The 13,780-nt window shown below is 64.4% G+C and carries 11 protein-coding genes; 4 read left to right on the plus strand and 7 right to left on the minus strand.

Features of this window, described 5'->3' with window-relative positions:
* Nucleotides 1-177 precede the first annotated feature (177 nt).
* From ACIPZ8_RS05205 to ACIPZ8_RS05215, 3 genes are read left to right on the plus strand one after another with little or no spacing between them, the layout of a single operon-like run.
* Nucleotides 178-2,298: a putative bifunctional diguanylate cyclase/phosphodiesterase gene (locus ACIPZ8_RS05205; protein WP_400720161.1), complete on the plus strand. Its 2,121-nt coding sequence runs from the start codon at nt 178-180 to the stop codon at nt 2,296-2,298.
* A 39-nt stretch (nt 2,299-2,337) separates the two neighbouring features.
* Nucleotides 2,338-2,838, plus strand: a complete 501-nt coding sequence (locus tag ACIPZ8_RS05210; protein ID WP_400720163.1) for a M48 family metallopeptidase — start codon at nt 2,338-2,340, stop codon at nt 2,836-2,838.
* A 12-nt stretch (nt 2,839-2,850) separates the two neighbouring features.
* The gene (locus tag ACIPZ8_RS05215; RefSeq protein ID WP_023378388.1) at nt 2,851-3,147 is read left to right on the plus strand and encodes a helix-turn-helix domain-containing protein; all 297 of its coding nucleotides are present in this window, start codon (nt 2,851-2,853) and stop codon (nt 3,145-3,147) included.
* On the opposite strand, the gene ACIPZ8_RS05220 is transcribed toward ACIPZ8_RS05215, so the two are convergent.
* Nucleotides 3,122-3,595: a GNAT family N-acetyltransferase gene (locus ACIPZ8_RS05220; RefSeq protein ID WP_400720165.1), complete on the minus strand. Its 474-nt coding sequence runs from the start codon at nt 3,593-3,595 to the stop codon at nt 3,122-3,124. The two genes, ACIPZ8_RS05215 and ACIPZ8_RS05220, sit on opposite strands and share 26 nt — an antisense overlap.
* A 166-nt stretch (nt 3,596-3,761) precedes the next feature.
* Here ACIPZ8_RS05220 and ACIPZ8_RS05225 point away from each other — a divergent pair, with 166 nt between their 5' ends.
* Nucleotides 3,762-4,499, plus strand: a complete 738-nt coding sequence (locus ACIPZ8_RS05225; protein ID WP_400720166.1) for a substrate-binding periplasmic protein — start codon at nt 3,762-3,764, stop codon at nt 4,497-4,499.
* Between the two features lie 14 nt (nt 4,500-4,513).
* Here the strand turns inward: ACIPZ8_RS05225 and yccS are convergent, their stop codons facing one another.
* The 6 genes from yccS to ACIPZ8_RS05255 all read right to left on the minus strand — a co-directional run bounded on the left by yccS (nt 4,514) and on the right by ACIPZ8_RS05255 (nt 13,759).
* A complete protein-coding gene (gene yccS, locus ACIPZ8_RS05230) occupies nt 4,514-6,697 on the minus strand; it encodes a YccS family putative transporter (RefSeq protein ID WP_400720168.1) in 2,184 nt (727 codons plus the stop codon).
* Between the two features lie 83 nt (nt 6,698-6,780).
* Nucleotides 6,781-7,962: an NAD(P)/FAD-dependent oxidoreductase gene (locus ACIPZ8_RS05235; protein WP_400720170.1), complete on the minus strand. Its 1,182-nt coding sequence runs from the start codon at nt 7,960-7,962 to the stop codon at nt 6,781-6,783.
* A 48-nt stretch (nt 7,963-8,010) separates the two neighbouring features.
* Nucleotides 8,011-9,348, minus strand: a complete 1,338-nt coding sequence (gene dbpA / locus ACIPZ8_RS05240) for an ATP-dependent RNA helicase DbpA (protein ID WP_400720490.1) — start codon at nt 9,346-9,348, stop codon at nt 8,011-8,013.
* A 112-nt stretch (nt 9,349-9,460) separates the two neighbouring features.
* Nucleotides 9,461-10,888, minus strand: coding sequence for a multidrug transporter subunit MdtD (mdtD, locus tag ACIPZ8_RS05245; protein WP_400720172.1), 1,428 nt, complete (start codon nt 10,886-10,888; stop codon nt 9,461-9,463).
* A gap of 109 nt (nt 10,889-10,997) precedes the next feature.
* Nucleotides 10,998-12,317, minus strand: coding sequence for a TldD/PmbA family protein (locus ACIPZ8_RS05250; RefSeq protein ID WP_400720174.1), 1,320 nt, complete (start codon nt 12,315-12,317; stop codon nt 10,998-11,000).
* Nucleotides 12,317-13,759, minus strand: a complete 1,443-nt coding sequence (locus tag ACIPZ8_RS05255) for a TldD/PmbA family protein (RefSeq protein WP_400720176.1) — start codon at nt 13,757-13,759, stop codon at nt 12,317-12,319. Before ACIPZ8_RS05255 ends, ACIPZ8_RS05250 begins: the two co-directional genes overlap by 1 nt.
* Nucleotides 13,760-13,780: the final 21 nt, after the last annotated feature.

Consider the following 13,780-nt stretch of genomic DNA (forward strand, 5'->3'; position numbering starts at 1 on the left):
ACCCGCAGCGATGCGGGTTTTTTTATGTGTAGAAAATGCGGCAAGACGACCGTTAGTCGGCTACCGTAAAACTTATCCACTGATAGCGATCTGATTGCATTGCTTGTCGCAACCGCAGGTCTAGAGTATTAATCGGATCCAATAGCAAGTCGAAGTCGGTCAAACAAGAGAAGCAGCATGGATGGCGCTTACCCTCAACCACTGGATGGCAAATCGGTTCTCCTGGTGGTAGACGATTACCCGGAAAACCTCATCAGCATGCGGGCCTTGCTGGCGCGCAACGATTGGCAAGTGTTGACGGCAAGCTCGGGGATGGAAGCCCTGGGTACGTTGCTCGAACACGAGGTCGATCTGGTCCTGCTCGACGTGCAGATGCCGGAAATGGACGGCTTCGAGGTCGCCCGCCTGATGCGCGGCAGCCAACGAACCCGGCTGACCCCGATCATCTTCCTCACCGCCAACGAGCAGTCCGACGCTGCCGTGCTCAAGGGCTATGCCAGCGGTGCGGTGGATTACCTGTTCAAACCCTTCGACCCACAGATTCTCAAGCCCAAGGTACAGGCGCAGCTGGACCAGCAGCGCAACCGGCGCATGCTGCAGCGCCTAACCCGCGAGCTGGAGGCGGCCCGGGCGTTCAACGCCTCGATCCTGGAAAACGCCGCCGAAGGCATTCTGGTGGTTGATGCCGAGGGCGTCATCAGTTTCGCCAACCCGGCGATCTCGCGCTTGATGCACACCCCGGTCGAGCAGCTGCAGGGTGTGCACCTGCTCGATCTGCTGCAATTGGCCAATGCCACCCTGTGGAGCGAATCCGAGTTCCACAACGCCTATCTCGCCCGGCAGATCGTGCGCGTTCATGATGCCCATCTACGCATCCCGGGCAGTCAGCTGGTGCCGGTGGCGCTGTCTTGTGCGCCGTTGCCGGCGGAGCAGCAGGCCATGGTGGTGACGGTGCTGGACATGTCGGTAGAGCGCAACTTGCATCAGCAGCTCGAGTACCAGGCGGTGACCGACCCCTTGACCGGGCTGCTCAACCGCCGCGGCTTCTACCAGGCCGCAGAAGGCGCATTGTTGCGCGGCGAGCGCTCGAACAAGGCCCAGGCCCTGATGTACATGGATCTGGACGGTTTCAAGCGGATCAACGACTCGTTGGGCCATGAAGCCGGTGACCGGGTGCTGCGCTGGGTGGCCGAGCAGATCAAGGACTGCCTGGGCAGCGAGGCGCTGCTGGCGCGGATGGGGGGTGATGAGTTCACCGCACTGTTCGACGGCCTGCCTTATCCGGAGCAGGCAGGGCGCCATGCCGAGAAACTGCTTGAGCGGGTGTCGATCCAGCAGCAGGTAGACGGGCTGGATGTGTGCCTGGGTGTCAGTATCGGCATCGCCACCTATCCTGACTGTGGCGGCAATGTCGAAGGCCTGCTGCGCGCCGCCGATACGGCGATGTATGCGGCCAAGCAGGCCGGTCGCCAGCAGTATCGCTTCTATGATCAGGAGCTCAATGGCCGCGCCCGCTCGCGGCTGATGCTTGAAGACAGCGTGCGCAATGCCATCGAAGCCCAGGATTTCAACCTCGTGTACCAACCCCAGGTGGCTTTTGCCGATGGTCAGCTACGGGGTTTCGAGGCCCTGTTGCGCTGGCAGCACCCCAGTGTTGGCGATGTGCCTCCTGGGCTGTTCATCCCCTTGCTGGAAGAAGCACGGCTGATCAACCGCCTGGCCAGCTGGATCTACCGCCAAGGTGCCGCCCAGCGCCAGGCCTGGTGCCAGCGTTTTGCCCCGAAACTGGTGCTGGGTATCAGCCTGAGCCGCGCGCAGTTCTCCATGCCCAGCCTGGTCGATGAACTGCAGCGGGTGATCCAGGATTACCAGCTCGAACCGGCGCAACTGGAGGTCGAGGTGGCCGAGACCTCGCTGATGTACAACATCGACGCGGCGATCAAGCAGATTCACCGCCTGCGCGAACTGGGCGTACGCGTGGCACTGGACGATTTCGGCGCGGGCGACTGTTCGCTGCGCATGTTGCGCGACCTGCCCATCGACACGTTGAAGCTGGACCGCCATCTGGTGGCGCGGCTGCCGGACTCGGCGGCGGATGCCGCGTTGGTGCGCAGTGTCATCGGGCTGTGCGCGGATTACCGCATCACGGTGATCGCAGAGGGGGTTGAAACACAGGCCCAAGCTGCGTGGCTGAAGGCAAACGGTTGCGCTTACGTCCAGGGCTTCCTGGTCGCGCACCCGATGACAGCGGTTGATGCCAGTGCCTTTCCGGCGATTTTTCCCTGGCAGCGGCCGTGATTGGCTAGAATCGGCATTCGTTACGCCGAATGCCGTGCCATGACCGTATTACGCTATTTGCAAGCCTACCCACCGCACCTGCAGGAGCAGGTGCGGCAGATGATCGACAGCGACCGCCTGGGCGAGTACCTGCAGCGCCGCTACCCCGGGCGCCATGACGTGCAGAGCGACAAGGCGCTGTACGGCTATGCCCAGGAGCTGCGCCAGCAATACCTGCGCAGTGCACCCAACCTGGACAAGGTGCTGTTCGACAACCGCCTGGACCTGACCCATCGGGCCCTGGGGCTCAATACCGCGGTTTCGCGGGTGCAGGGCGGCAAGCTCAAGGCGAAGAAAGAGATCCGTATCGCTTCACTGTTCAAGGAGGCGGCACCGGAGTTCCTACGCATGATCGTGGTGCACGAGCTGGCGCACTTGCGCGAGCGCGATCACAACAAGGCGTTCTACCAGCTCTGTCAGCACATGGAGCCGGCTTACCACCAACTGGAATTCGACCTGCGCGTCTACCTGACCTACCGGGAGTTGCCAGGCAACTTGTAAGGATCACGCAGCATGGATGTGAGCAAGACCAAGAGCAGTTTCTACCGTCGCCTGTACGTGGCCTGGCTGATCGACAGCCAAACCGCCACCAGCGTGCCGGCGCTGATGGAGGCCACCGGCATGCCGAGGCGTACGGCACAGGACACCATCGCTGCACTCGCCGACCTGGACATCGTCTGCGAGTTCGAGCAGCAGGAAGGTGCGCGCAACCATGCCGGGCATTACCGCATCCATGACTGGGGGGCGATCGACAAGCAGTGGATCATCCAGCACCTGCGCCAGATCAGGGAAGTACTGGGGTATCCATGACCCTGCGCATGCCGATATGCGGAATGTCATCCTCAAGGTATTGCTCACCCACCACTGCAAAGCCGTGCCGGGCATAGAACCCTTGCAGGTGCGCCTGCGCCGACAGATAGACCGGCGTCCCGTGCCAGCAGTGGCCAGCCGCTTCCAGCCCTTTCATCAGCAGCGGATGACCGAGTTTCAGGTCGCGCACCTCGGGTGAGGTCACCACCCGCCCGATGACCACATCACCGCCCTGCGACTGCGGATCGAGCAGGCGCAGGTAGGCCACCAGCTTGTCATCCTGCCAGGCCATGAGATGCAGGGTATCGCCTGTCAGGTCCTGGCCATCGACTTCCTGGTAGGCACAGCGTTGCTCGACCACGAACACGGCGGTACGCAATTGCAGGATGGCGTAGAGCTCATGTTTGTCGAGGTCGGAGTGATGCTTGCAAAGCCAGTGGATGGACATGGGGTACCTCCTGAAATGGATGGCGGATCATCGCAAATTTTCGCAGCTCGGCCAAAATAGAGGCTAAATGACATTATTGGCCGCTGCCCCAGGCAGCGGCTTTGTGTAATCTCATCTGCGAATCGCCTTCCACAGCGTGTGCCTCCCTCTGCAAAAGGACTTCTGCATGCGGCCACTGCTTTGCGCGTTGGGTTTGCTGGCCGTGCTCCTGGCAACACCCGCATCCGGCCAGGACAGGCTGCGGCTGGTGGCCGACAACTGGCCGCCGTTCACCGACAGCGCCATGCCGGGTGGCGGCCTGGCCACGAGCCTGGTCAGCACGGCGCTGGCCCGTGCCGGGTATGCCAGCAGCTATGAGGAAGTGCCTTGGGCGCGGGCGTTGATGGGCATCGGTGAAGGGCGCTACGACGTGCTGATCAGCGCCTGGTACAACGACGGGCGCAAGCAGATTGGGCAGTTTTCCAAGGGCTACCTGAGCAATCGCATTCGCTTGCTCAAGCGCAAGGGCGACGCGTTCCGCTACAAGAATCAGGCCGACCTTTATCCCCACAGCATTGCGGTCGTGCGTGACTATGCCTATTCACCGGCATTCGATGGTGATACCCGCCTGCACAAGGTGGAGGTCCGCAACTTTTCGACCGCCGTGCGCATGCTGGCAGCCGGAAGAGTGAACCTGGCCGTGGAAGATGAGTACGTGGCGCGCTACAACCTGCAGCGCGAGCCGCAGGAAGTGCGCGATGGGGTGACGTTGATCGAGCCGCTGCTGGCAGAAAACACCCTGCATATCCTGGTGAGCCTGAAGCACCCCGATCACCAACAGATCGTCGAGCGGTTCGATCAGGCCATCGCTGCGATGAAAGCCGATGGCAGCTATGAAAGGCTCATGCGCCAGCATGGCTTTTGATCTCACAGGCGAAATCAGGCCGCTGGTGCCTCTTTGATCAGGTGGGCCGCCAAGGTCCGCAATGGCCCCAGCTGCCGGCAGATCAACGCCAGCTGCGTCTGCACCAACCGCTGGTGCTCATCCAGTTCTTCCGGCATCTGCTCCAAGGCATCGGCCAGCGCCTCTTCGGCATCACTGTGAATCGCCACGGGCAGCCGCGCGGCCAGGCCATTGGCAATTTCGTCCAGGCTATTGGCCAGGCTCTGCCCCGCGCCATCGATCAATTGCTCCTGTACCTCGGCCGGCAGGGCTGTTTCGCGGTGCGCGCCCAACCCTGACAGGTAACTGAGCAGCGTGTGCGACAGCACCAGGAAGCGGAAACCGACATCGGCCTCCTTGCGGAAATGCCCAGGCTCCATGAGCATGTTGGCCAGTGTGGTCGACAGCGCCGCGTCGGCGTTGTGGGCGTTGCGCCGGGCCAGGCGATAGGCCAGGTCGTCGCGCTTGCCGTGGGCGTATTGCTGCATGATCTGGCGCAGGTACACGCTGGCGCAGGCCAGGGTGTTGGCCAGCGCCTTGTTCAGGCGCCGGCCTTGCCAGTCGGGCAGGAACAGGAACACCGCGAGAATGGCGATCAGGCTGCCGACCAAGGTATCGAATAAGCGCGGAAGGAACAGGCCATAGCCATCGCCGATCTGGTTGAAACAGAACAGCACCATCAGCGTGATTGCTGCAGTGGCCAGGGTGTAGCGGGTGGTACGGTTGACGAAGAACACCACGCCCGCAGCCACGGCGAACAGCGACTGGATGAGCGGGTTGGGGAACAGGTCGAACAGCGCCCAGCCGACGGTCAGGCCGATCGCCGTGCCGAAGATCCGCTGCACCAGCTTGCGCCGGGTGGCGCCGTAGTTGGGCTGGCAGACGAACAGCGTGGTGAGGATGATCCAGTAGCCCTGGGTCGGGTGGATCAGGTGCACCATGCCGTAGCCGATCGACAGCGCCAGCGGCAGGCGCAGGGCATGGCGGAACAACAGCGAGGTTGGCGTCAGCTGGGTGCGCAGGCGCGTCCACACATCCTTGAGCGAACGTGGCGAGCGGTCGAGCAGGCTGCTGTCGCTGGCATCGGCCAGGCTGTCGGGGTTGCTGGCGGCGCTGAGCAGGCGGTCGAGGGTTGCCAGGTTGGCAGCCAGGGCGCGCAAGGAGCGCAACAGGCCACGCCAGGCCGGGTTGCTCTGGATGCGCAGGTGTTCAAGCGAGGCGTTGAGGTCTTCCAGGGCTTCGGCGAAACCGGTGGCCAGCACGAATGGCTGGCGCAGGCGGATCGAGCGGGCCAGCTCCTGGCAGGAAGCACCCTGTTTGCGCAGCAGGCGTTGGCAGCGGAACATCACGTCGCTATGGAAGAACGCCTCGTTGAGGGCGTTGTAGGGGTAGTGCGAGGCGCTGACCCGTTCGTGGATGTCCTGGGCCAGGAAGTACAGTTTGAGGTAGCGGCTGACCTTGGAGTTCGGCTGGCTGTTGCCGACCCGGTGCAGGATGATTTCCTTGGCCGCGTTGAGCGCCGCCACCACCTTGCCATTCTGCCGGGCCAGCTCCAGGCGCTGGGCCTCGACATCGAGGTTGCGGATCGGCTCGAACAGGCTGGCCTTGAGCTTCAGGTAGCTGCCGAGTTCGAAGAACAGCTTGGCCAGGCTCTGCTGCACCGGCTGGTTGGAAAACAGCGCCTGCCACAGCACCGAAAGCAGGCCGTACCAGGCCGCGCCAGCCACCAGCAGCATCGGTTCGTGCCAGAAATCGGTGACCTGGCCGCCACGCTGGTCCACGCCAATCATGGTGTATACCGAGGTGATCAGCGTCGCCGAAGCAATCGCGCCATAGCGCTCACCCAGGGCGCCGAGCATGGTCAGGCCGAACGCTGCCAGCGCCAGGGCGATGACGAAGATCCACGGGTAGGGGAACAGCAGCTCGACCGCCAGCGCGGCGATGGCAAAGCAGGTGAGGGTAACGGCCAGGGCGCTGAGGCGGCCCTGCCAGCTGTCATCGGTCTCGGCCAGGGCACTGGCGATGATGCCGAGGAACAGCGGAATCAGCAGGGCCATCTCGTTCTGGTACCAGCACAGGGCCAGGCTGCCGGTGAGGGCGATGGTGACCCGGATGCTGTAGCTGAACTTGTCTTGGCCCCACAGGCGACGCAGTGACTGACGGAACGAACTCGATGACATGATGGCCTGCTAGGCAGTGATCGAATGAATGCATTGCAGCACGGCCAGCAAGAAGCGTTCCGTGCTGCTGAATGGATTCTACTCTACACGAACTGCGCAGCGGCGTTGGCGGATGCCCAAGCCCACTGGAAATTGAAACCGCCCAGATGGCCGGTGACGTCGAGCACTTCGCCGATGAAGTACAGGCCGGGGCTTTTCAGGGATTCCATGGTCTTGGACGACACTTCGCGGGTGTCCACGCCGCCTAGGGTCACTTCAGCGGTGCGGTAGCCTTCGGTACCGGCCGGCACCACCTGCCAGTTCGCCAGTTTTTCGGCGATCTGTGCCAGTTCTGCCGGGGTGTACTGTTTCATTGGCCGGGACTCGAACCACTGCTCGGCCAGCAGGTTGGCCAGCTTGCGGGTGAACACCTCGCCCAGCACGGTCTTCAGTTCAGCGTTGGCACGTTCCGCCTGCATCTGTTGCAGCCAGCCCAGTGCGTCGCGGTCGGGCAGCAGGTTGATCTCCACCGTGTCGCCGGCTTCCCAGAACGAGGAGATCTGCAGGATCGCCGGGCCACTGAGACCGCGGTGGGTGAACAGCAGGTTCTCGCGGAAGCTGGTGCCGTTGCAGCTGGCGGTGCAGTCCAGCGAGGTACCCGACAACTCGGTGCACAGTGCCTTGAGTTGGGGCTCGGTGATGGTGAACGGCACCAAGCCGGCGCGGGTCGGCAGCAGGGTGTGGCCGAACTGGCGGGCCACCTGGTAACCGAAACCGGTGGCGCCCAGGGTCGGGATCGACAGGCCACCGGTGGCGATCACCAGCGACTGGCAGGCGAACTGGCCACCGCTGGTCTGCAGCAGGTAGCCACCTTCGGTCTTCTCGATGTGTTCGATGCTGGTGTGCATGCGGATTTCGGCGCCCGCGTCGTCGCATTCGGCCAGCAGCATGTCGAGGATGTCGCTGGCCTTGTTGTCGCAGAACAGCTGGCCGAGCTTCTTCTCGTGGTAGGGCACGCCGTGCTTGCTGACCAGTTCGATGAAGTCCCACTGGGTGTAGCGGGCCAGGGCCGACTTGCAGAAGTGTGCGTTGTGCGAGAGGAAGTTGGTTGGTTCGGTGTACAGGTTGGTGAAGTTGCAGCGCCCGCCGCCGGACATGAGGATCTTCTTGCCGGGCTTGTTGGCGTGGTCGAGCAGCAGCACCCGGCGGCCATGGCGGGCGCTGAGCTGGGCGCACATCAGGCCGGCGGCGCCGGCGCCGAGGATGATCACATCGGTGGAGTGCACGGTTTTACCTTATGGATAGCCGGGGCCGCAAAGCGGCCCCCAAAAATGTCAGACGATACGGACTTTCAGGGACCGGCCCTTGATCTTGCCGCTGTTCAAGCGCTGCATGGCCTGCTTGGCCAATGGCCGCTCCACAGCCACAAAAGCCTGGAAATCGAAGATGGCGATCTTGCCCACCTGCTTGCCCGGGATCCCGGCATCGCCGGTCAGCGCGCCCAGGATGTCGCCCGGGCGCAGCTTGTCCTTGCGCCCGGCGGCGATGCACAGCGTGCTCATCAGCGGCAGCAACGGCGCGCCACCTTGGTTCTTCAGGCTGTCCAGCTGGTCCCAGCGCAGCGGGCTTTTCTGCAGGTCTTCGATGGCCTGGGCACGATGGCCTTCGGCTGGCGCCACCAGGCTGACCGCAACACCTTTCTCACCGGCACGGCCGGTACGGCCTACGCGGTGCACATGGATCTCGGCATCGCGCGCCAGCTCGACGTTGATGACCATGTCCAGGCCATCGATATCCAGACCACGGGCCGCCACGTCAGTGGCCACCAGTACCGAGCTGCTGCGGTTGGCGAACATGGTCAGCACCTGGTCGCGGTCACGCTGCTCCAGGTCGCCATGCAGGGCCTGGGCGACGATGCCCTTGGTGGTCAGGTGGGCAACCACGTCCTCGCACTGCTGCTTGGTGAAGCAGAACGCCACGCACGATTGCGGGCGGTAGTGCCCAAGCACACGGGTGACGGCTTCCAGACGTTGCTGCGGGTCGATCTCGATGAAACGCTGTTCGATCTGGTTGTCGGCGTGCAGGCTTTCGACCTTGACCTGCTGCGGCTTGCGCATGAAGTCGGCGGCCAGCTGCTCGATGCCGGCCGGGTAGGTGGCCGAGAACAACAGGGTCTGGCGACGCGACGGGGTCTTGCCGATGATGCTGGCGATGGCATCGAAGAAACCCATGTCGAGCATGCGGTCGGCTTCGTCCAGCACCAGTGTGTTCAGGCCGTCGAGCACCAGGGTGCCCTTGTCCAGGTGCTGCTGGATGCGCCCTGGGGTGCCGACGATGATGTGTGCACCATGCTCCAGCGAGGCGATCTGCGGGCCCAGCGACACACCGCCGCAGAGGGTGAGGATCTTGATGTTGTCCTCGGCACGGGCCAGGCGGCGCAGTTCCTTGGCCACCTGGTCGGCCAGCTCGCGGGTCGGGCACAGTACCAGCGCCTGGCAGCCGAAGTAGCGTGGGTTGATCGGGTTGAGCAGGCCGATGCCGAAGGCGGCGGTCTTGCCACTGCCGGTCTTGGCCTGGGCGATCAGGTCCTGGCCGCGCAGGATGACGGGCAGGCTCTGGGCCTGGATCGGCGTCATCGAGGCATAGCCGAGGGCGTCCAGGTTGGCCAGCATGGCGGTGGACAGCGGCAAGGTGGCAAAGGCGGTGGATTCGGTGGTCACGAGGCGGGCCTGCGGTGCGAAGCGAAAAATGCCGCACAGTCTACCAGCCTCATGGCCATTCGCCCTACGACTCCATGTGTTGTTCCGGACGACGGGCACGCCTTCCGTCTGTCGGCGACAGCTGCAGGAAGATCGCTGCCGCCAGCATGGCCATCACGCCGATGGTGACGAAGGTCAGCTGGAACGCGCCCAGGGTGGTCTCCACGCCTTCGGCGCTGCCCGCCGCAGTGAAACCGCCGAGCAAGGCACCGGCGCAGGCCACGCCGAGGCTCAGCGACAGCTGCGCGACCACCGATAGCAGGCTGTTGCCGCTGCTGGCGCTGGCGTCGTCGAGGTCGATCAGGGTCACCGTGTTCATCGCCGTGAACTGCATCGAATTGACTGCGCCAAGCAGGGCCAGCTGCACCAGCAGCAGGGCATACGGCGTCTGCTCGTCGACCAGGCCCAGGCTGGCCAGCAGGATGCCCAGCAGCAAGGTGTTGCCGGTCAGCACGATGCGGTAGCCCAGGCGCTCGATCAGGGGGCGGGCGACGGACTTGGCAAGCATCGCCGAAGCCGCCAGCGGAATCATGCTCATGCCGGCCTGGGCAGGCGAATAGCCCAGCGCTACTTGCAGCAGCAGCGGCACCAGAAACGGCAGGGCACCGCTGCCCAGGCGCGCGAACAGGTTGCCGAGGATACCGATGGCGAAGGTGCGCACGTGGAACAGGCTGGGCGAGAACAGCGGCTCCGGATCGCGCCCGGCGCGCAGCCAGTAGGCGGCCAGGCAGGCCATGCCGGCGAACAGCAGCAACATCACCCGCAGGTGCGGCAGGTGCAGCTCGCCCAGGCCTTCCATGGCGATGGTGATCAGCACCATCGCTGCGCCGAACAGGACGAAGCCGGGGCCGTCGAAGCGGGTGCGCTCGACCCCGCGCAGGTCGGGGATGAACTTCCACACCGCATAGCAGCCCAGCGCACCGACTGGCAGGTTGAGCAGGAAGATCCAGTGCCAGCTGAGGATCTCCACCAGCCAGCCGCCCAAGGTCGGGCCCAGCAGCGGGCCGAGCAGGCCGGGGATGGTGATGAAGCTCATGATCCGTACCAGTTCGGTGCGTGGGTAGGCGCGCAGCACCACCAGGCGCCCGACCGGCAGCATCAGCGCGCCGCCCAGGCCCTGCACGACACGGGCGAAGATCAGGAAACCGAGGCTGTTGGCCATGGCACACAACAGCGAGCCGAAGCTGAACAGCAGGATGGCGCTGAAGAAGATGCGCTTGGTGCCGAAGCGGTCGGCGATCCAGCCGGAGGCGGGGATCAGCAAGGCCACTGTGAGCATGTAGGCGATGATCACACCCTGCATGCGCAACGGGTCTTCCGCCAGCGAACGGGCCATGGCCGGTAGGGCAGTGTTGAGGATGGTGCCGTCCAGGGACTGCATGAAGAAGGCGATGGCCACCACCCAAGGGATCCAGCGGGCGGTGGTCGGGTCCAGCGGGGTGCGTTCAGGCATGGCTTCCTCTTCCGTCAGTGCTGGCCCTATCGCGGCTAAAGCCGCTCCCACAGAAGACATGCGATCCCTGTAGGAGCGGCTTTAGCCGCGATAGGGCCGGCAAAGCCAATCACAATGTCAGGGTCAGCCCTTTGACCAGCGCCCCCGGCAGATGACTTGACCCGGTACTGCGCTGCCCATAGGTGCTGGTCGACAGGATCATCTCGCGCTCGCGGGTCAGATCCTCCAGTTGGCTGCCAAGCAAACTGTACAGGCTGTCATCGAAGCGCATGGTGCTCACCGGCCCCTGGATCTCGCCGTTCTCCACCCAGAAGGTGGCGAAACGGGTCAGCCCGGTCATGCGCGCCGCGGGCAGGTCAGAGTAGTTCAGGTACCACAGGTTGCTGATGTACAGCCCGGTCCCGAGCCGCTCAAGGATCTGCTCGCTGGGCAAACTGCCCGGCGCCAGGCTCAGTGCGCATGGCGACTCGTAGCTGTCGGCGCCATTGGCCCGCAAGTCGAACTCCGCTGCGCTGCGGGCACTGACCAGCCGCTGCATCGCATTGCCCTGCTGGATCAACGTCACGTCCAGGCGCGGTGAGCCCTCGTCGGAGAATGCCGGGCTCAGCGAGCCGCTGACCTGCTCGCTGAAACCTACCATCGGGTGCAGTTGCGCATCGCCGTTGTACAGGCGCTGCAGGGCACTGTTGCCGGTGGCCAGGGCCTGGGCGGAGAAACCACCCCAGCAGAGCATGCCAGCGATTTCATCCATGGCCGCAGGGGCCAGGTAGGCGCGGTAGCTGCCGGGCTTGAGGGGCACTGCCGGGCGGCCGAGGAAGCTCAGCTGTTCCCGTGCCAGGCGCAGGCGGGCGGTGAAGTCGTCGGCGCTCCAGTGCTGGCCGGCATAATTGGCCTTCACTGCCTCGCCGTTTTCGTGGAACAGGCTCCAGTCGACGTTGAAGCTGTTGGCCTGGTGCCAGCCGAAGGCGCCGAACGAGCTGGCGAAGCCCCGGCAGATCGGGCCTGCGGCATAGATGCCGACCAGGTCAAGGTCGCCGGCTTCGCGGTCGATCAGGGCCAGCACTTCGCTCAGCGCGGGCAGCGGCTGCACCTGCTGGCTATGGCTGTGCCATGCGCTTTCGTCCAGGCGCAGGTACGGGTCGACGGCCAGCAGTGGCAGGGTCTGGCGCAACTGCTGCAAGGCTGCGATCAGGCGTTGCTGGTCAAGGTATGTGTCGCCGCTCAGGGTAACCTGCTGTTCCGCCTGGCGGCCGTCGCGGATCAACCGCAATTGCGCGCTGGCCTGGCTCACTTCGCCGGCCTGACGCACCTTGGCATGGTTGAAACGCACGAATTGCGACTGCTCGGCACTGTAGCCGAGGGTGAATTGCTCGTCGGCTTGCAGGGCCAGGCGCACATCCGCGACCAGCGCTTCGAAAACGTGCTTCATCAGGCATCTCCTCCGAAAACGTCGATCTGGCGGAACACGCAGGCGGGCGAAGCATGCCCGACCCGCACCACCTGGTTGGGTTCACCCTTGCCGCAATTGGGGGTGCCCAGCACCTGGAAGGTGCTGCGGTCACCGACCGCCGCGAGGTTGCGCCAGAACTGCGCGGAGATGCCGCGGTAGTTGGGGTTCTTGACGATGCCCTTGAGCTCGCCGTTTTCGATCAGCTGGCCCCATTCACAGCCGAACTGGAACTTGTTGCGCGCATCGTCGATGGACCAGGAACGGTTGGTGCGCATCAGGATGCCATGCTCGATGCCCTGGATCAGCTGGCCGAGGGGCTGGTCGCCCGGTTCGATATTGAGGTTGGCCATGCGGTCGATCGGTGCGCGGTTCCAGCCGCAGGCACGGCTGTTGGCCACGCCATCCAGGCCCGAGCGGAACTGCGACAGGGCGCCGCCCAGCGGGCGTACCAGCAGGCCGTCGCGGATCAGGAACTGCTTGCTGGCGGCGCTGCCGTCATCATCGAAGCTGTAGCTGGCCAGCTCTTCGCCAATGGTCGGGTCGAAGGTCACGTTGAGCAGGCTGGAGCCGTATTGCAGGTGGCCGAAGTCGGTGGCTTTGATGAAGCTGGTGCCGGCGTAGTTGCGCTCGTCGCCGAGGATGCGGTCCATCTCCAGCGGGTGGCCGATGGACTCGTGGATCTGCAGCATCATCTGGTCGGGCATCAGCAGCAGGTCGCGTGTGCCGCTGGGGGTGTTGGGTGCCAGCAGCAGTTGCAAGGCGTCGTCGGCGACCTGGCGGGCAGCGCCGACCAGGCCACAGCGCTCGATGATTTCGAAGCCACCTTGCTGACCGAAGTTGTCGCGGCCCAGGCTGCGGCTCTGGCTGTCCTGGCCGTCGCTGGCGGTGACGCTCAGGCCCGGGAACAGGAAGCGCTGGGCATGGCGCAGTTCGGCGCCGGCCGAGTTGAGGTAGGTCTGCTCGACCAGGCTCAGGCCCAGGCTGGCCTGCCAGTCCACCAGGCGGCCGTCCTTGGGCACGCTGGCCGATTCGGCGGCGAGCAGGCCAAGGCAGTCGGCCAGGCTCGGTACCGGCTGGTCGAAGTTGGGCGAGACATGATCGTGGCGGGCGCTGGTCGTTGGCTGCTCGCGCAGGTCGAGCAGGCTGTGCCGGGCGATCTGGCGAGCCAGTGCCTCGGCCTGTTCCAGTGCCCGTTGCAGGCCTGCCTGTGACAGGTCGGCGGTGGCCGCATAGGCCTCCACGCCATTGACCCGCACCGTGAGCATGGCGCCCTCGTCATGGCTGAAGACGGGCGGCTCGGCCACATTGCGGCGAACCGAAAGCGCCTGGTGCGACTGTTTCACATGGCGCAGGGAAAACAACTCGGCCGTACTGCGCAGCGCGGCAAAGCGCTGGCGCAGCAGGGCGCTGGAATCGAACATCTGGAAGCCTCCGTTGGCACG

Source organism: Pseudomonas sp. NPDC089422, assembly GCF_044749405.1.
Classification (GTDB): domain Bacteria; phylum Pseudomonadota; class Gammaproteobacteria; order Pseudomonadales; family Pseudomonadaceae; genus Aquipseudomonas.